Source organism: Micromonospora sp. WMMD1120, assembly GCF_029626235.1.
Classification (GTDB): domain Bacteria; phylum Actinomycetota; class Actinomycetes; order Mycobacteriales; family Micromonosporaceae; genus Micromonospora.
On record NZ_JARUBO010000005.1, the window covers coordinates 68,235 to 85,919 of the forward strand.

At 70.0% G+C, this 17,685-nt stretch carries 15 protein-coding genes and 1 tRNA gene; 7 read left to right on the forward strand and 9 right to left on the reverse strand.

The genetic code is table 11. The annotated features are described in order from the left end of the window. Positions 1-8: 8 nt before the first annotated feature. The 7 genes from O7634_RS00370 to O7634_RS00400 form a co-directional block, all read right to left on the reverse strand. Complete coding sequence (locus O7634_RS00370) at positions 9-722, reverse strand: ABC transporter ATP-binding protein (protein ID WP_278148181.1); 714 nt, start codon at positions 720-722, stop codon at positions 9-11. Continuing rightward, positions 709-1,650 carry an ABC transporter ATP-binding protein gene (locus O7634_RS00375; protein ID WP_278148182.1) on the reverse strand — a complete coding sequence of 314 codons (942 nt, stop codon included), beginning with the start codon at positions 1,648-1,650 and terminating at the stop codon, positions 709-711. The genes O7634_RS00370 and O7634_RS00375 overlap by 14 nt, the downstream gene beginning before the upstream one ends. After that, positions 1,643-2,821, reverse strand: coding sequence for a branched-chain amino acid ABC transporter permease (locus tag O7634_RS00380; protein WP_278148183.1), 1,179 nt, complete (start codon positions 2,819-2,821; stop codon positions 1,643-1,645). The genes O7634_RS00375 and O7634_RS00380 overlap by 8 nt, the downstream gene beginning before the upstream one ends. Beyond that, the gene (locus O7634_RS00385) at positions 2,818-3,801 is read right to left on the reverse strand and encodes a branched-chain amino acid ABC transporter permease (protein ID WP_278148184.1); all 984 of its coding nucleotides are present in this window, start codon (positions 3,799-3,801) and stop codon (positions 2,818-2,820) included. Before O7634_RS00385 ends, O7634_RS00380 begins: the two co-directional genes overlap by 4 nt. A 66-nt stretch (positions 3,802-3,867) precedes the next feature. Further along, positions 3,868-5,019, reverse strand: a complete 1,152-nt coding sequence (locus tag O7634_RS00390; RefSeq protein ID WP_278148185.1) for a branched-chain amino acid ABC transporter substrate-binding protein — start codon at positions 5,017-5,019, stop codon at positions 3,868-3,870. Positions 5,020-5,384: 365 nt separating this feature from the next. Next, a complete protein-coding gene (locus O7634_RS00395) occupies positions 5,385-6,572 on the reverse strand; it encodes a hypothetical protein (RefSeq protein WP_278148186.1) in 1,188 nt (395 codons plus the stop codon). A 42-nt stretch (positions 6,573-6,614) separates the two neighbouring features. Next, positions 6,615-7,238: a response regulator gene (locus O7634_RS00400; RefSeq protein ID WP_278148187.1), complete on the reverse strand. Its 624-nt coding sequence runs from the start codon at positions 7,236-7,238 to the stop codon at positions 6,615-6,617. A gap of 96 nt (positions 7,239-7,334) precedes the next feature. Between O7634_RS00400 and O7634_RS00405 the strand changes: the two genes are divergently transcribed. From O7634_RS00405 to O7634_RS00415, 3 genes are all read left to right on the forward strand, one after another. Continuing rightward, positions 7,335-7,409: transfer RNA gene (locus O7634_RS00405), tRNA-Leu, on the forward strand. 120 nt (positions 7,410-7,529) lie between these two features. After that, positions 7,530-8,195 carry a transcriptional regulator gene (locus O7634_RS00410; protein ID WP_278148188.1) on the forward strand — a complete coding sequence of 222 codons (666 nt, stop codon included), beginning with the start codon at positions 7,530-7,532 and terminating at the stop codon, positions 8,193-8,195. Between the two features lie 178 nt (positions 8,196-8,373). Further along, entirely contained in the window at positions 8,374-9,024 is a 651-nt protein-coding gene (locus O7634_RS00415; RefSeq protein WP_278148189.1) for an NAD-dependent epimerase/dehydratase family protein, read from the forward strand. On the opposite strand, the gene O7634_RS00420 is transcribed toward O7634_RS00415, so the two are convergent. Beyond that, positions 9,025-10,203: a PLP-dependent aspartate aminotransferase family protein gene (locus tag O7634_RS00420; RefSeq protein WP_278148190.1), complete on the reverse strand. Its 1,179-nt coding sequence runs from the start codon at positions 10,201-10,203 to the stop codon at positions 9,025-9,027. 83 nt (positions 10,204-10,286) lie between these two features. On the opposite strand from O7634_RS00420, the gene O7634_RS00425 reads away from it, so the two are divergent. Beyond that, the gene (locus O7634_RS00425; protein WP_278148191.1) at positions 10,287-10,766 is read left to right on the forward strand and encodes an Lrp/AsnC family transcriptional regulator; all 480 of its coding nucleotides are present in this window, start codon (positions 10,287-10,289) and stop codon (positions 10,764-10,766) included. A 10-nt stretch (positions 10,767-10,776) separates the two neighbouring features. Next, positions 10,777-11,820, forward strand: a complete 1,044-nt coding sequence (locus O7634_RS00430) for an LLM class flavin-dependent oxidoreductase (RefSeq protein WP_278148192.1) — start codon at positions 10,777-10,779, stop codon at positions 11,818-11,820. Between the two features lie 179 nt (positions 11,821-11,999). On the opposite strand, the gene O7634_RS00435 is transcribed toward O7634_RS00430, so the two are convergent. Continuing rightward, on the reverse strand, positions 12,000-14,279 hold the full coding sequence (locus tag O7634_RS00435; RefSeq protein ID WP_278148193.1) for a cellulose binding domain-containing protein: 2,280 nt from the start codon (positions 14,277-14,279) through the stop codon (positions 12,000-12,002). 317 nt (positions 14,280-14,596) lie between these two features. On the opposite strand from O7634_RS00435, the gene O7634_RS00440 reads away from it, so the two are divergent. Both O7634_RS00440 and O7634_RS00445 read left to right on the forward strand, forming a co-directional pair. Beyond that, complete coding sequence (locus O7634_RS00440) at positions 14,597-16,036, forward strand: pyridoxal-dependent decarboxylase (protein ID WP_278148194.1); 1,440 nt, start codon at positions 14,597-14,599, stop codon at positions 16,034-16,036. A 237-nt stretch (positions 16,037-16,273) separates the two neighbouring features. Further along, positions 16,274-17,560 (forward strand): IS256 family transposase, encoded by a 1,287-nt coding sequence (locus O7634_RS00445; protein WP_278148195.1) that lies wholly within the window; start codon positions 16,274-16,276, stop codon positions 17,558-17,560. Positions 17,561-17,685 lie beyond the last annotated feature (125 nt).

Below are 17,685 nucleotides of genomic sequence, written 5' to 3' on the forward strand. Positions count from 1 at the left end.
GGGGTGGCTCAGGCCACGCCGAGGTACGCCTCCTTGACCGACGGGTCGTGCAGCAGGTCCTGACCGGACCCCTCCTTCACGATCCGGCCGGTCTCCAGCACGTACCCGCGGTGTGCCCGCGACAGTGCCTGCTGGGCGTTCTGCTCCACCAGCAGGATGGTGGTGCCCTGCTGGTTGATCTCCGTGATGATGTCGAAGATCTGGCGGATCACCAGCGGGGCCAGACCCATCGACGGCTCGTCGAGCAGCAGCAGCTTCGGGCGGCTCATCAACGCCCGGCCGACGGCGAGCATCTGCTGCTCACCGCCGGAGAGCGTGCCACCGGCCTGCTTGCGCCGTTCGGCCAGCCGCGGGAAGAGGGTCAGCACCCGATCCAGGTCGGCGGCGATTCCGGCGGAGTCCCGCCGGGTGTACGCCCCCATGTCCAGGTTCTCCATGACCGTCATGCCGGGGAAGATCTGCCGACCCTCGGGCGACTGGCACAGCCCCCGGACCACCCGCAGGTCGGCGCGGAGCTTGCTGATGTCCTCGCCGTTGAAGGTGATCTTGCCGTTGGCGAGGGAGCGGGTGCCGGAGATGGCCCGCATGGTGGTGGTCTTACCGGCGCCGTTCGCGCCGATCAGGGCCACCACCTCACCCTCGTTCACGGTGAGGCTGATCCCGTGCAACGCCTCGATCCGACCGTACGCGACGGCGACGTTGTCCAGCTCAAGCAGCGTCATCGGCGGACTCCCCCAGGTACGCGGCGATCACCTTCGGATCGCGGCTGACCTCCGCGGGCGCACCCTCGGCGATCTTGCGGCCGAACTCCAGCACCACGATCCGGTCGGTGACGCCCATGACCAGCCGCATGTCGTGCTCGATGAGCAGGACGGTCAGGCCCATGTCACGGATCTTGCGGATCAGCGTGAGGAGCTCCTCCTTCTCCGCCGGGTTGAAGCCGGCGGCCGGCTCGTCCAGGCAGATCAGCTTCGGCTCGGTGGCCAGCGCGCGGGCGATCTCCAACCGGCGCTGGTAGCCGTACGGCAGGTTGCGCGCCTCGTCGTTGGCCCGGTCGGCGATGCCGACGAAGCGCAACAGCTCCAGCGCCTTGGCCTCCGCCGCCCGCTCCTCCAGGATGTGCCGGGACAACCCGAACGTCTTGGCGAACGTCAGGCGCGTCTCCTGCCACGTCCGCTGGATGCCCGACTCGGCGGTCACCTGCGGCAACTCGTGCGGCTTCGCCTTCTTCCGGGGCAACCGGAAGAGCGCCCCGGGCACGCTGGTCTTGTGCCGGGAGTCCGTGCCGACCATGACGTTCTCCAGAGCCGTCATCTCCGGGAAGAGACGGATGTTCTGGAACGTCCGGGAGATGCCCAACTGGCTGATCTGGTGCGGCTTACGGCCGGTCACCCTCTGGCCGCGGAACAGGACCGCCCCGGAGGTCGGCCGGTACACACCGGTCATCACGTTGAAGCTGGTGGTCTTGCCGGCGCCGTTCGGCCCGATGAGGCCGAGGATCTCGCCCTCGTAGATCTGGAAATTGATCTTGTCAAGGGCGACCACGCCGCCGAAGCGGAGCGTGACGTCGTCGACTTCGAGCAACACCGACCGGGGACCGGGCTGGGCCGGGATCTTCGGCGCTGACGTGCTGGTGGTCTGGTCAGACATGAGCGGGCGCCTCCTCTGCCTCCGACGCGCGGTCCTTCAACTCGCGGGCTCGCCGCCGGCTCGGGATCAGGCCCTGCGGACGCAGGATCATCACCAGCACCATGGCCAGGCCGAAGACCAACCACCGGTAGTCGGCGAAGTCGCGGAACCGCTCCGGCAGGTACGCCAACAGCACGGCGCCGAGCGAGACGCCGACCATGTTGCCGGAGCCGCCGACCACGACCATGGCGACGAAGAGGATGGAGAGGTTCGCGTTGAACTGGGTCGGGTCGATGAACGCGTTACGGCTGCCGAAGAGGAAGCCGGACAGGCCACCGAGGGCCGCGCCCATGGCGAACGCCCACAGCTTGAACTTGAACGGGTACACGCCCATCACCGCTGCGGCGTCCTCGTCCTCGCGGACGGCGAGCCACGCGCGACCGACCCGGCTGTGCTCCAGTCGACGGACCAGGATCACCATCAGCAGTACGAAGGTGATCGCCAGCCAGTACCAGGGCTTCGCGTCGATCAGACCGAAGACCTTGTTGTCCGCCGCCGGCGGACCCTCCGGACCCGGGATGGCGGAGATGCCGACCGGACCGTTGGTGACACCGGTGGCGTTCCGGGCCACGATCCGGATGATCTCGCCGAAGCCGAGCGTCACGATGGCCAGGTAGTCACCGCGCAGCCGGAGCGTCGGCCAGCCCAGCAGCACGCCGGAGATCATCGTCAGCACGATCGCGATCAGCAGGCAGATGCCCCAGGTGACCGCCCAGGTGGGCGGCAGGTCGAACTCCTGCTGGATCCACTTGACCACCGGCGAGTTCACCGAACCGAAGAGCGCCACGCTGTAGGCGCCGATGGCGAAGAAGCCGATGTATCCCAGGTCGAGCAGGCCGGCGAGACCGACCACCACGTTCAGTCCGATGGCGACCAGCACGTAGATGGCGCAGACGAACAGCACGCCCGCCCAGTTGTTGCCACCCTCGATCGAGTCGGTACGCAGGTCGTTCAGACCGGGGATCATGAGACCGCCGGGCAGCTTGCCCAGGTACGGCAGGGAGTAGATGAACACGAGCAGCGCGACCACGCCGATGGCCTTCTGCCACTTCGGCAGCGCCTGCCAGCGATCGCCGATCGAGGTCAGGAAACCGACCCGACGGCGGTCTGCGGAGCGGATCTTGTCGATCATGCGCGGGCCCTCCCGAGCGACTCACCCAACAGGCCGGTGGGCCGGAACATCAGCACCACGATCAGCACCACGAAGGCGATGACGTCCTCCCAGTTGGACGCGAAGAGCGTCGCCCCGTAGACCTCGACGATGCCGAGGAAGAGGCCGCCCAGCAGTGCGCCGCGCAGGTTGCCGATGCCGCCGAGGACCGCGGCGGTGAACGCCTTCAGACCCAGCACGAAGCCGATGCTGTTCTGGGTGAAGCCGAACCGCATGCTCCACAACAGCGCGGCGGCGCCGGCCATGATGCCACCGAGCACGAAGATCAGCATGATCACGCGCTCCTGGTTGACGCCCATCAGCGCGGCTGTCTCCGGGTTCTGGGCCACCGCCCGCACACCCCGGCCGTACCGGGTGCGGTTGATGAACCAGTCCAGCACCGCCATCATCGCGACGGCCGCGACGAAGACGATCACCTGGATGTTCGTGATCGCCGTGTTGCCGATGGTGAACAGGGTCTCCTGCTGGATGATCGTCGGCATACCGACGATCTGCCGGGGCCGGCCGAACGCCTCCGGCAGCGCGCTGCCGAGCAGCTTCGGCAGCACCTGCCCGAAGAGCTCCACGAAGACCAGCGACAGACCGATAGCGGTGATCAGGAAGATCAGCGGCGGCGCGTTCTTGCGCCGCAGCGGCCGGTACGCGATCCGTTCCAACGCCAGGGCCGTACCGCCCGAGGCGACGGCCGCGACGATCAGGCCGAGCACCAGGAAGAGGATCGCCTGGCCGACCGGAGGGTTATTTTGCACGCCGAGCTGCGTCCACAGGATCAGCACCGCGAAGGTACCGACCATGAAGACCTCGGAGTGCGCAAAGTTGATCAGGCGAAGGACGCCGTAGACGAGGGTGTAGCCAAGCGCGATCAGGGCATAGATGGCGCCCTTGGACAGGCCATCGACCGTGTGCTGGCCGAGATGGCCGATCAGTTCATCAAAATGCACCGGGGGTCTCCTTGAATCGAGTGCGGCCGGGGTGAGACACCCCGGCCGCACTCCACTGCCTGGGCGTCAGCTGAGCTTGAGCTCCTGCAGCGGCTCGATAGCGGTGCCCTTGATCTGGTAGGCCCAGATGACGACCTTGGTCGGGTCCACGTCACCCTTCGAGTCGAACTTGATGTACTTCGACACACCCTGCTTGTCGTACGACTTCACGAACGCCAGGATGTCCGCCCGGGTCTTCTTGCCGGCCTTGAAGGCGTCCAGGTAGATGGTCGCGCCGTCGAAGCCCTCAGCGCCGTAGGAGCCCGGCGGGATGCCGAACTTCTTCTGGTAGTCGGCGGAGAAGGTGCCGCCGGCCTTGTCGGCCGGGAGGCACGGGCAGGTGATGATCGCGCCCTCGGCGCCACCGGAGGCACCCGACGGGAACGCGGTGTCGTAGAGACCGTCCGGGCCGACGAACTTGGCCTGGACACCGGCGGCACGCATCTGCTTCACCAGCGGCGCGGCCTCACGGGTGTAGCCGCCGTAGAAGACGAAGTCCGCCTGGGCGGCCTTGATCTTGGAGATGGTGGCGTCGAACTGGGTCTGCCGCTCCTGGACCTTGTCCTTGTTCACGACCAGCGGGCCGAGCTGCTTGCCCAGCTCGTCGGTGATGCCCGCGCCGTACGCGCTGGCGTCGTCGACCATGAAGACCTTCGTGGCGTTCTGGGTCTTCAGGTAGCTGGCCACCGCGCCGGCCTGGGTGCCGTCGTTGCCGACCACCCGGTAGAAGGACGTGTTGCCCTTCTGGGTCAGGTCGGTGCGGGTCGCCGAGGGGCTGACCATGGCCAGGCCGGCGGCCTGGTAGATCGGCATCGTGGCGTCCGACTCACCGGAGAAGTGACCACCGATGACACCGAGGAACGAGTTGTCGCCCGCGATCTGGTTCGCGAACGGGGTCGCCACCGCGGGGTCACCCTGGGTGTCGAACTCCTGCATGGTGACCTTGCAGTTCGGGTTCGCGGTGTTGAACTGCTCCACGGCGAGCTTCGCGCCGTTCAGCGACGGGATCACCAGACCCGCGTTGTCGCCGGTGAACGCACCGAAGATCGCGATCTTGCCACCGCAGTCGCCCGACGCGGTGCCACCCTCGCCGCCACCGGAATCCTGGCAACCAGCCGCAACCACCAGGGTCGCGGCGAGCGCGACGGTGCCCAGCGCCCGTACATAGCTTCGCCTCACGGCTTCCTGACCTCCTCGAGATACGGACGGCGGCTGACCCGCAGCGACGGCGACAGCAGCTGACCGCAATTCCACCCACCCCGCAGGGACACCCCCTGCGTTACGGCTCGTGATGGCGGAGCGTACCGACACGACATGTCGTCTCGGAAGGCCTGAAGGCGGGGTCTGCGAAACCGTTACGAAGACGTGGGCAATCTCGTCGATGCCCGTAACAGGTGAATCGGCCAGACGGTCCTTAAGCCCGCCTCGCGGCCCAGTCCGCGCACGCTCACCGACACGGAAAAACGCCGCCGAAACGGCTGATCACCTGCGCAGACGTCGGTTCATGACGGATCAACGCCGGAGCGCCACCCGAATGTCGGCATTCAGACGCCGATGCCCGTCGCCGACCACAAACCGGCCCGCGTGCCGTCGTCGGCGGCCAACCAGCACCGGTCACCCACCGCCACCAGCGCCACATCCCGGTCGACGCCCGCCGGCACATCGGCCGGCATCGCGACCTCCCGCCACGATTCGCCACGGTCCGTCGACACCCACACCGAGTGCCGCGACCCGTCGGCCACGGCGGCGAACAGACGATCACCGGACGACACCAACGCCACGACCACCGGCACCCCGGCGCCGGACCGTCGCCCGAACGTCCCGGCCGCCACCCAACCGGCGCCCTCCTGCCGCCACGCGCCGAACGTCGCCCCGCGCAGCCCCACCGCCACCGGCACGCCGCCGACCAGCACGACCCGCTGCAACTCCTCGTACTCCGAGCCGCCCGGCAGCACGGTGCGTCGCCACGACCGCCCGTCCGGCGACGACCACACCGCCGGGTCCCGGTCGATCCGGCCGGCGGGCAGCAGACCACCCACCGCCAGCCACCCCGAGGAGGTCGCCACCGCGTCGAACGCCCAGGTCACACCCACCCTGTCGCTGGCCAGCTCCGGCGCGCCCTCGATCAGCGTGAACTCGGCCGCCGCCGGCGACGCCACCCAGGACGCCGCGCCCGCCGAACGGTTGCCGACGATCAACCAACCCGGCGCGCCGGCCGTCAGGCGGGACACGTTCACCGCCGTCGGCCCGCCGTACGTCTCGAACGGCGCCTGCACCTCGACCAGCGCGCCGTCGGCCACCTGCCGCCAGGTGCTCACCCTCGGATAGCCGTGCGCGCCGCCGACCTTCGCGCCGATCACCGCCACCCGCCCATCCCGGCAGGCCGCCGACAGGAACACGTTCTGCTTGCCGTAGAAGGACTCCGGTCGGACCGGAAGCACCGTCCAGGTCGTACCGTCCATGCTGGTCCAGGCCGCCGGGCGGGTGCCACCGGCGGAATCCGCGAGGCCACCGACCAGGAACCAGCGGCCCGCGCAGGCGGCCGCGTCGCGCAGCAGGGCGCGGCCGGCGGGACCGGGCGGGGCGGGCAGCGTCAGCGGCTGCCAGGCCGGCCGCAGCGCGGGCGCGGCGGCCGTCGTGGCTCCGGCGCCACCCGGCGTGGCCGGGCCGTCACATCCGGCGAGCAGCAGCGCGAGAAGGCCGAACACCGCGATCACCCGTCGAACGGACACCCGTCGATGCTAACGCCGCAAACGACCCGGCCGACCGCGCGCTCAGACGGACGGCTGCTGCGACACCTCGCCGCCGGAGGTCTCCGCGAGGATCCGCTCGGCGACCTCCTTCATTGTCATCCGGTGGTCCATCGCCGTGCGCTGGATCCACTTGAACGCCTGCGGCTCGGTCATGCCGTAGGTGGTCATCAGCGCGCCCTTCGCGCGCTCCACCGACTTGCGGATCTCCAGGCGGTCGGTCAGGCTCGCGACCTCGGCCTCCAGGGCCGCTACCTCCGAGTAACGCGACAGCGCGATCTCCACCGCCGGGACCAGGTCGCTCTTCTGGAAGGGCTTCACGAGGTACGCCATCGCGCCCGCCGCGCGCGCCCGCTCCACCAGGTCGCGCTGACTGAACGCGGTCAGGATGATCACCGGGGCGATCCGCGCGCCGGCGATGCGCTCGGCGGCGGCCAGCCCGTCCATGATCGGCATCTTGATGTCGAGGATGACCAGGTCGGGCTTCAACTCCTCGGCGAGGCGGACGGCTGTCTCGCCGTCGCCGGCCTCCCCGACCACCTCGTAACCCTCTTCGACAAGCATCTCGGCGAGGTCCAGCCGGATCAGCGCCTCGTCCTCGGCGATCAGCACGCGCCTGCGCTCGGCATCCGTCGGCGTCTCAGCCACCAGCCCTACCCCCACCAGTTCGAACGGGCACCCGCCCAGCCGGGTGTCGCCGCCTTCAGCGTAGTGGGTATCCTGTCAGTGCTGAATCAGGGAAGCGCCCTCGTAGCCCAACTGGCAGCAGGCAATGGTCTCAAACTCCATACAGTGTGGGTTCGAATCCCACCGAGGGCACAAATCAATGTCGTACAGGTGTTCGAAGATGACCCTGTGCATCCACCTGAGATCCGAGCCCGTGCTCGACGGCTCTTCCTCGCCGGCAGCACCGTGGCGGACACAGCTCGCGCTGTCGGTTTGCCATATCGGACCGTCTGGCACTGGTGCAACGACCGGCCGGACGCGAAGCAGCAGAGCACCCAGCTCCGGTGTTTCCGCTGCCGGGCGGGTGTCGACAGTCCGACAGATCCCGGCTCCTACGCATACCTGCTCGGTCTCTACCTCGGCGACGGTCACCTGGTCACGTCCGCACGTGTTCCGGTGTTGCGCATCTACTGTTCCGATGACTGGCCCGGGCTGATCGAGGCGTGCGATGTGGCCATGCGAGCCGTGTTGGCCTCGAAGGTGCAACGGGTCCAGAAGCAGGGTTGCGTGGGCGTGCAGAGTTACGGCCTGCACTGGCCGTGCCTGCTCCCGCAGCACGGTCCCGGCAAGAAACACGAGCGACCGATCGTCCTCGCCGACTGGCAACGACCGATCATCGAGCAGCACCCCGGCGACTTCCTGCGCGGCCTGTTCCACTCCGACGGCTGTCGATGCGCCAACCGGGTGACAATGCGTGGCAGGACGTACGTCTACCCCCGCTACATGTTCGTCAACGAGTCGGCCGACATCATGGGGCTCTGCCAGTGGGGCCTGGACCTGCTCGGCATCGCCTGGCGGATGAACCGACGCAACTCGCTGTCGGTGGCACGACGCGACGCGGTCGCCACCCTCGACCGCCACGTAGGCCCAAAATCCTGACCCCCCACCCCACCCCCACCCACCCACCCACCCCACCCCCACCCGGCCCGGTCGATCATGAAGTTATTGCGCCGACACGCCGATGTCGCAGGCAATAACTTCATGATCGACCGGCGTGGGGACGGCGACCCGCATGAGCGTGGGAGCCTTGCGGGGTCCACGACGGAGGGTGGTTCTGATGCGGGTGGTGATCTTCGGTGCGACCGGAATGGTCGGTCAGGGCGTCCTGCGGGAGTGCCTGCTCGCCGAGGACGTGCGGGAGGTGCTCACCGTCGGCCGCCGGCCGACCGGTCAGCGGGACCCGAAGCTGCGCGAGCTGACGGTCGCCGACGTCGGTGACCTGGAGTCGGTACGCGCGGAGTTGACCGGCGTGGACGCATGCTTCTACTGCCTCGGGGTGTCCTCCCTCGGTCTCGACGAGGCCGCGTACACCCGGATCAGCTACGGCTATCCGCTGGCCGCCGCGCGGCTGCTGGCCGAGGTGAGCCCGCAGGTCACGTTCGTCTACGTCTCCGGTGTCGGCACCGATTCGAGCGGGCGGGGCCGGGTGATGTGGGCGCGGGTCAAGGGCCGTACCGAGAACGAGATCATGGGCCTGCTGCCCAACGGTTACGCGGCGCGGCCGGGGTTCATCCAGCCCACCTACGGGGCGGTGTCGCGGACCCGGGCCTACCGGATCGGGTACGCGGCCACCCGTCCGCTCTTTCCGGTGCTGCGTCGGCTGCTGCCGAACCACGTCACCACCACCGACGGGATCGGCCGGGCGATGCTGCGGGTGACCCGGGAGGGCTCCCCGACCCGGGTGCTGGGCAACCGCGAGCTGCGCTGATCAGGCGATCGTGTCGAGCGCTCGGGCGAGGTCGGCGCGCAGGTCCTCGGAGTCCTCCAGGCCGACCGAGAGGCGCAGCAGGGCGGCGGCGGGCTTCGCGTCGCCCGCGACGGGCCGGTGGGTGAGCGAGGCCGGGTGCTGGATGAGGGTGTCCACGCCGCCGAGGGAGACCGCGTGGGTGATGAGGTGGCAGGCGTCGGCGACGGCCGCCGCCGCGGGCGCGCCGCCGCGTACCTCGAAGGCGAGCAGGCTGCCGGGTCCGGCCATCTGCCGGCCGACCAGCGCCGCCGGGTCGTGCGTCGAGGGGTGGTGCACCCGGTGTACGGCGGGGTGGTCGGCCAGCCAGCCGGCGAGTTTCTCGGCGGTGGCCTGCTGGGCGCGGACCCGCAGCGGGAGGGTTTGCAGGCCACGGTGCAGCAGGTAGCCGCCGAGCGGATGCAGGATCGCGCCGGTGACCGCGCGGACCTGGCGCAGGCGCGCGGCCCAGTCGGCGTCGCAGGCGACGACGCCGGCGAGCACGTCGCCGTGCCCGCCGATGCTCTTGGTGGCGCTGTGCAGGACCAGTGTCGCGCCGTGTCGGGCGGGTTGTTGCAGCACGGGGGTGGCGACGGTGTTGTCGACGAGCAGCGGGACGTCGCCGGCCTCGGCGGCGAGGGCGGCGATGTCGACCAGGTCGAGTGTGGGGTTGGCGGGAGTCTCGACGATGACCAGCGCGGTGTCCGGGCGGACGGCGGCGGCGACCTCGCCGGGGCACGCCCAGCTGACGGTGGTGCCGAGCAGGCCGGCGGCGAGGACGTGGTCGGTGCCGCCGTAGAGGGGGCGGACGGCGACGACGTGCCGGCGGTCGTCGCGGGCGGCGGCGAGCAGTGTCGCGGTGAGGGCGGCCATTCCGCTGGCGAAGGCGACGGCCTGGGCGGTGCCCTCCAGCTCGGCGAGGGCGCTCTCGAACCGGGCGACGGTCGGGTTCCAGAGCCGTTGGTAGACCGCGCCGCCCTCGCTGGGGAGCGTGCCGCCGGTGGCCAACCGCTCGTAGGCGGCGCCGCCGTCGTCGACCGAGGGCAGCGGGTTGGTGGTGGAGAGGTCGATGGGTGGCACGTGCACGCCGAGGGCGCGCAGGTCGTCGCGGCCGGCGTGTACGGCCCGGGTGTCCACCGTCGTCATGCCCGAAGCGTCGAACATCCTCCGGGGCGGAGGCAATAGATCGGCAGATCATTCTGTCGAAGGCACTGGTTTCCGCGTCGTGTTCGGGCGAGGATGGCGCGATGCCCAGTGAGTCGAATGTTCTGCGGCCGTATCCGGCGCTGGACGACGTGGACCGCGCGATCCTGACCGAGTTGGTGGCGGATGGCCGGCTACCGAACAACGCCCTCGCCGAGCGGGTGGGGGTGGCGCCGTCGACGTGCCTGGCGCGCACCCGGGCGCTGCGCGATCGCGGGGCGATCCGCGGCTTCCACGCCGAGGTGGACCCGGCCGCGCTCGGCCTGCCGTTGCAGGCGCTGGTGTCGGTACGGCTGACCGCGCACGAGCGCGCGGCGGTGGACGCCTTCCGGGCCCGGTCGGTGCGGCTGCCGGGGGTGGTGTCGGTGTTCCACGTGGCCGGCGCCGACGACTACGTGCTGCACGTGCGGGCGGCGTCGGGGGACGCGTTGCGGGATTTCGTGCTGGACCAGCTCGCTGTCGACCCGGCGGTGCAGCACACGCAGACCAGCCTGATCTTCGAGCAGGCGCGCGGGATGGGTTGATGGTGGCGGAATGAACGGGCAGGCCAACGGGTTGGCACCACGTGTGATCACCGTACCGTTGTCTGTTCTTGATCTTGCTCCGGTGGCCCGGGGCGCCACCGCCGGCGCGGCCCTGGCGGCCACCACCGAGCTGGCCCGGCGCACCGAGGAGCTGGGCTACCACCGGTTCTGGGTGGCCGAGCACCACAACATGCCGGCCATCGCCAGCTCGGCGCCGGCGGTGCTGCTGGCGCACCTGGCCGCCAACACCTCGACGATCCGGCTCGGGTCGGGCGGGGTGATGCTGCCCAACCACGCGCCGCTGGTGGTGGCCGAGCAGTTCGGCACCCTGGAGGCGCTGCACCCGGGCCGGATCGACCTGGGCATCGGCCGGGCGCCCGGCACCGACCAGGTGACCGCGCTGGCGCTTCGGCGCACCATGGAGGGCCTGTCCGCCGAGCATTTCCCCCGCGAGCTGGCGGACCTGATGAACTACTTCAGCGGCGAGAAGCCGGGGCAGATCGTCGCCACGCCGGGTCGGGGTGAGCAACCGGCCGTGTGGCTGCTGGGCTCCAGCGGTTTCAGCGCCCAGCTCGCCGGCCTGCTCGGTCTGCCGTTCTCCTTCGCCCACCACTTCAGCTCGGCGAACACCCTGCCGGCGCTGGCCCTGTACCGGCAGCACTTCCGGCCGTCGCAGTGGCTGGACAAGCCGTACGCGATGGTGGCGGTCAACGCGGTGTGCGCGGAGACAGACGAGCGGGCCGAGTGGTTGGCCGGGCCGAGCGCCCTGTCGTTCCTGAAGCTGCGCTCCGGACGCCCCGAGCCGCTGGCCACGCCCGACGAGGCGGCGGCCTACCCGTACACGGAGGTCGAGCGGGAGTTCGTCCTGGCGCGTCGCGACGGCCAGGCGATGGGTTCCCCGGAGACGGTACGCCGGCAGCTCACCGAGTTGCAGGAGCGCACCGGGGCGGACGAGCTGATGCTGACCACGCTCGTCTACGACGTCGAGGACCGGGTGCGCTCGTACGAACTGGTCGCCGAGCAGGTGGCGGGCGGTCTGCGCCAGCCGGCGTGAAACACGATCTTCACGTCAGCGTCACCCCGCCGACCCGGACGGTCCCTAATGTTGGTTCCGGTGGTGGTACGGCATTCCCGGTCGGGACGGGTTGGGAATGCCGCGGTGTGGAGCACCGGGCCGGAGCTGAGCGGATTCCGCGGCTGCGGCCCGGTGCCTGCCACCCTAGGCGATCCGACTCACCTGAGGTAGATGTCCGGCGTGGGCGGATCGGTCATCCCGTTGCCGATGAAGAACCCCGGGTGCGGCGGCTGGTTGTAGGCGGTGTTCTGCCAGGCGATGGCCACCCGATACTGCGGGTCGTGCATCAGGGTGTGGATCCGGACGCTGGTCGGGGTGGGTGTGCTGTAGATCCGCAACGCCCGACTGTCGCTGGTGCGCCAGATCACCTCCTCCCGCCAGTCGCCGAGGATGTCGCCGGAGAGCGCCGGGGTGGACTTGGTGCCGTTGTTGGACGCCACCGAACTGCCGTCGAGCAGCCGGGTCTCCCCGCCGGTGCCGTACTTGTCGATCTTCGTGCCGTCGAGCAGTTCCCGCACCGGGTCGGCGTCCCACCAGGCGAGGAAGTTGGCCGAGGACGGTTTCCGGCCGATGTTCTGACCCCTGGTGTTGGCCAGCCCGGAGGCCGCCGACGACCACGACTCCGCGCCGGGGCTGCCCGCCCAGATGTCCGCGGAGACGCCCCGACCGTTGTCACCGGAGGCCGGCGTGGACCAGAGCACCTGACCGGTACGCGCGTCGGCGAAGTACGAGCTGGGCTTGCTGCCGTCCTCGTCGACCTTGAAGACCTCCAGGCCGGTACGGCTCGGGTCGAGGTCCCCGACGTGCAGGGCGTCGCCGTGCCCGTTGCCGGTGGAGTACAGCAGCCGGCCGTTGTCGTCGATGGTGGCCGCGCCGTACACGATCTCCTGGCGGCCGTCACCGTCGACATCGGCGACGGAGAGCTGGTGGTTGCCCTGACCGGCGACGGCGCCGTTGCCGGACGCGTTCGAGTCGAACGTCCAGCGCCTGGTCAGCGTGCCGTTGCGGAAGTCCCAGGCGGCGATCACGGCCCTGGTGTAGTAGCCGCGCGCCATGATCAGTGAGGGGCGCTGCCCGTCCAGGTAGGCGGTGCCGGCGAGGAACCGGTCCACCCGGTTGCCGTACGAGTCGCCCCAGGACGAGACGGTGCCGCGCGGCGGGTCGTAGTTGACCGTGGAGAGGATCGCGCCGGTCTGGCCGTTGAACATGGTCAGGTACTCCGGGCCGGACAGCACGTAGCCGCTGGAGTTGCGGTGGTCCGCCGACGACGAGCCGATGAGCTGGCCGGTGCCGGAGCGGGTGCCGTCGGCGGTCTTCATGGCCACCTCGGCGCGGCCGTCGCCGTCGTAGTCGTACACCTGGAACTGGGTGTAGTGGGCGCCGGCCCGGATGTTGCGGCCCAGGTCGATGCGCCACAACCGGGTGCCGGTGAGGGTGTACGCGTCGACGTAGACGTTGCCGGTGTAGCCGGACTGGGAGTTGTCCTTCGCGTTCGACGGGTCCCACTTGAGCACGATCTCGTAGCTGCCGTCGCCGTTGAGGTCGCCGACGGAGGCGTCGTTGGCGCTGTAGGAGTAACTCTCCCCGGAGGGGGTGGTGCCGCCCGGCGGGACCTGCAACGGCACGTCCAGGTAGCCCGCGCCGAACTGCGCCGCCGGTGCCGACGCCGCCTGCTCGACGCCGCCCACCACGGCCCGCACCGTGTACGCCGACCCGGCCGCCGCGCCACTGTCGAGGTAGTTGGTGGCGCCGGTGATCGGGCTGGCGTTGACCCTGGTGGAGCCCCGGTACAGGTTGAAGGCGATGCCGGAGGTCTCGGTGCCGAGCAGCCGCCAGGAGACCAGGTTGCCGCTGCCGGAGCGGACGCTGACCAGCCCCCGGTCCAGGTTCTCCATCTGCAGTCTCCCGCTCGACGGCGGAGGGGTGGTCGGCGGAGGGGTGGTCGGCGGAGGGGTGGTCGGCGGTGGGGTGGTGGGCGGTGGGGTGGTCGGTTCCCCGGTGGGCGGCGCGCCGGTGCAGGTGACGCCGTTGAGCGCGAAGCTGCTCGGCACCGGGTTGCTGCCGGTCCACGAACCGTTGAAGCCGAACGACGCGCTGCCGTTCGTACCGATGGTGGCGTTGTGGTCGACGTTGCGTGCGGTCACCTGCGCGCCGGACTGGCTGACTGTCGCGTTCCACGCCTGGGTGACCTGCTGGCCGGCGGCGTACGACCAGGTGAGCGTCCACCCGTTGACCGGGTCGCCGAGGTTGGTGACGGTGACGTTCGTGCCGAAGCCGCCCTGCCACTGGTTGGTGATCTGGTAGTCGACACGACAGCCGACGGCGGCGGCCGAGGCGACAACGGCGCCGAGGGTGCCGGCCACCACGGCGGTGGCGGTCGTGGCGGCGACCGCCGTCGTGGCGGCGAGCAGGAACAGCCGATGTCTGGACGGGTGCATGGACTGCCTCCGGAGATCCGGTGGTGATCGCCTTGGCCCACCGGCCCTGCCCGGGAAGCACGGTGGAGCGAACCTGCCGCGACGGCGGCGGACGGCGATCTGGTCGGGAGAACGCCCTGGGACTCACGGATCCGACTCACCGCGCATCGTAGGGCAAGCGCTTTCCGACACGCAACATCGATCGATGTCGCTGGGCTGGCCGGCCACGGAGTTCGGCGCGCAGCCACCGGGCTGGCGGCGACGGAGTTCGGAGCGCAGCTTCCGGGCTGGCGGCGGCGGCCTTGCCCCGGCGATCGATGCCTGATCAACTCGTTCGGGTGAGCGCCAACCACATGGACCCCGCCGAGTTCCGTCGCGCCGGCCACGCCGTGGTCGACTGGATCGCCGACTACTGGACGACAGTGCAGCACCGACCGGTGGCGCCGGCCGACCCGCCGGGCACCGTCGCCGCGGCCCTGCCCACCGCGCCGCCCACCACCGGCGGCGAACCGGTCGAGGCGATCCTCGCCGACCTGGACTCGATCGTCGTACCGGGGCTGACCCACTGGCAGCACCCGGGCTTCTTCGGCTACTTCCCGGCCAACACCTCCGGGCCGAGCGTCCTCGGTGACCTGGTCAGCGCCGGGCTCGGGGTGCAGGGCATGCTCTGGGCCACCAGCCCCGCGGGCACCGAGTTGGAGACGGTGATGATGGACTGGCTGGCCCACCTGCTGGACCTGCCGGAGCGGTTTCGGTCCACGAGCACCGGTGGCGGGGTCATCCAGGACTCGGCGTCCTCGGCGACCCTGGTGGCCACCCTGGCAGCGCTGCACCGGGCCAGCGGAGGCCGGTGGCGCGACACCGGCATCGACCGGCGCTACCGGGCGTACACCTCCACGCACGGGCACTCCTCCATCGAGAAGGCCGCCCGGATCGCCGGGTTGGGCAGCGACGGAGTCCGCTCGATCGAGGTGAACCCGGACACCCAGGCGCTGCTGCCGGGCGCGCTCCGCGCGGCGATCGAGGCCGACCTGGCCGCCGGTGACGTGCCGGCCCTCGTGGTGGCGACCATCGGCACCACCTCCACCACCGCCATCGACCCGCTACCGGAGATCGGGGCCATCTGCGCCAAGTACGGCATCTGGCTACACGTGGACGCCGCGTACGCCGGCGCCGCCGCCATCTGCCCGGAGCTGCGGTGGTCGCACGCCGGCCTGGAGTACGCCGACTCGTACTGCTTCGACCCGCACAAGTGGCTGCTCACCGGCTTCGACTGCGACGCCTTCTGGGTGGCCGACCGGACCGAGCTGATCGAGGCGCTGACCGTGCTGCCGGAGTACCTGCGCAGCGCCGCCTCCGAGTCCGGCGCGGTGATCGACTACCGGGACTGGCAGGTGCCACTCGGCCGCCGGTTCCGCGCCCTGAAGCTGTGGTTCGTGCTGCGCTGGTACGGCGTCGAGGGTCTGCGGGCGCACATCCGTACCGGGGTGGCGCTGGCCGCGCGATTCGCCGAACGGGTCCGGGCCGACGACCGGTTCGAGCTGGCGGCGGCACACCCGTTCTCCCTGGTCTGCTTCCGTCTATGCGCCGACGACGACACCAACGCGGCTCTGCTGACCTCGGTCAACGCCACCGGACGCGCGTACCTGACCCACACCCGCGTGGCCGGCCGCTACACGCTACGGCTGGCGATCGGCGCACCGCAGACCACCGAACGGTACATCGACGAAACCTGGGCCATCCTGGCCGACACGGCCGACACCCTCTCCACCGGCTAGCCCCGCGCCCCGCGCCCCGCGCCCCGCGCCCCGCGCCCCGCGCCCCGCGCCCCGCGCCCCGCGCCCCGCGCCCCGCGCCCCGCGCCCCGCGCCGAAGATCGTGCTCGAACCACGATGTAGTGGCCTCACCGACACGCCCAGGCCACTACATCCGGGTCAACGCCGTTGGGAGTGTGGGTCTAAGGGTGTTTCCGGCCTGACCTGCCGGGCGTTGTGCCTGGTGAGGAGGGTGCCGTGATGACCGCGACGCTGAACGAGCAGACCGGACGCAGGAAGCGGCCCGAGCCGTCGGCGGAGGCGAAAGCCGCCGCCGAGCTGGTTCGGGCCGCAAAGGAGCAAGGGCTGTCGTTGACCGGCCCGGACGGGCTGCTCAAGCAGTTGACCAAGACGGTCCTGGAGACTGCGCTGAACGAGGAGATGACCGAGCACCTCGGCTACGAGAAACACGACCAGGCCGGGGCGGGGTCGGGCAACATCCGTAACGGAACCCGGTCGAAGACCGTGTTGACCGAGGCCAACGGTCCGGTGCAGATCGACGTGCCGCGGGACCGGGCTGGCACGTTCGAGCCGCAGATCGTGCGCAAGCGGCAGCGCCGCCTGTCCGGGGTCGACGAGGTCGTGTTGTCGCTGTATGCCAAAGGGCTCACGACCGGGGAGATCTCGGCGCACTTCGCCGAGATCTACGGGGCTTCGGTGTCGAAGGAGACGATTTCGCGGATCACCGACAAGGTGATCGAGGAGATGACCGACTGGTCCCACCGGCCCTTGGACGAGATCTACGCGGCGGTGTTCATCGACGCGATCGTGGTCAAGGTCCGCGATGGGCAGGTCGCCAACCGGCCGTTCTACGCCGCGATCGGGGTCACCCTCGACGGTGATAAGGACATCCTCGGGCTGTGGGCCGGCGCCGGCGGTGAGGGCGCGAAGTTCTGGATGAGTGTGTTGACCGACCTGCGCAACCGGGGCGTCAAGGACGTGTTCTTCCTGGTCTGCGACGGCCTCAAAGGGCTGCCGGAGGTGGTCACGAACGTGTGGCCCCGAACGGTGGTGCAGACCTGCATCATCCATCTGATCCGCAACACGTTCCGGCTCACGTCCCGCCGCTACTGGGATGAGCTCAAGCGGGACATCAAGCCGATCTATACCGCCGTGAACGCTGACGCGGCCAAGGCCGCGTTCGACGACCTCGCGGAGAAGTGGGGCGGCCGGTATCCGGCGGTGATTCGGCTCTGGGACAACGCCTGGGCCGAGTTCATTCCGTTCCTCGACTACGACCTGGAGATCCGCAAGGTCATCTGCTCCACGAACGCGATCGAGTCGCTCAACGCCCGCTACCGGCGGGCCGTGAAGGCCCGTGGCCACTTCCCCAACGAACAGGCCGCGTTGAAGTGTCTGTACCTGGTGACCCGATCCCTGGACCCCACCGGAGCAGGCAGAACCCGATGGACGATGCGCTGGAAACCCGCGTTGAACGCCTTCGCCATCACCTTCAGCGACCGCTTCCCAGCCGCTGAAACCTACTAACCAAGATCGCCGGAAACACCGTTAGCGAGACAGCCCCAGCCCCGATCGCCAAACGCAACGGCGTTGACATCCAGGTTCGAGCGCGATCATGCGCGTCGCCCCGGGCCGGCGGCACTCGACGATCC

Excerpts from the sequence above, each read along its gene's own strand:
- O7634_RS00370 (WP_278148181.1), bottom strand. The coding sequence starts at position 722 with ATGACGCTGCTTGAGCTGGACAACGTCGCCGTCGCGTACGGTCGGATC.
- O7634_RS00375 (WP_278148182.1), bottom strand. The coding sequence starts at position 1,650 with ATGTCTGACCAGACCACCAGCACGTCAGCGCCGAAGATCCCGGCCCAG.
- O7634_RS00380 (WP_278148183.1), bottom strand. The coding sequence starts at position 2,821 with ATGATCGACAAGATCCGCTCCGCAGACCGCCGTCGGGTCGGTTTCCTG.
- O7634_RS00415 (WP_278148189.1), top strand. The coding sequence starts at position 8,374 with ATGCGGGTGGTGATCTTCGGTGCGACCGGAATGGTCGGTCAGGGCGTC.
- O7634_RS00420 (WP_278148190.1), bottom strand. The coding sequence starts at position 10,203 with ATGTTCGACGCTTCGGGCATGACGACGGTGGACACCCGGGCCGTACAC.
- O7634_RS00425 (WP_278148191.1), top strand. The coding sequence starts at position 10,287 with ATGCCCAGTGAGTCGAATGTTCTGCGGCCGTATCCGGCGCTGGACGAC.
- O7634_RS00430 (WP_278148192.1), top strand. The coding sequence starts at position 10,777 with ATGAACGGGCAGGCCAACGGGTTGGCACCACGTGTGATCACCGTACCG.
- O7634_RS00435 (WP_278148193.1), bottom strand. The coding sequence starts at position 14,279 with ATGCACCCGTCCAGACATCGGCTGTTCCTGCTCGCCGCCACGACGGCG.
- O7634_RS00445 (WP_278148195.1), top strand. The coding sequence starts at position 16,274 with ATGACCGCGACGCTGAACGAGCAGACCGGACGCAGGAAGCGGCCCGAG.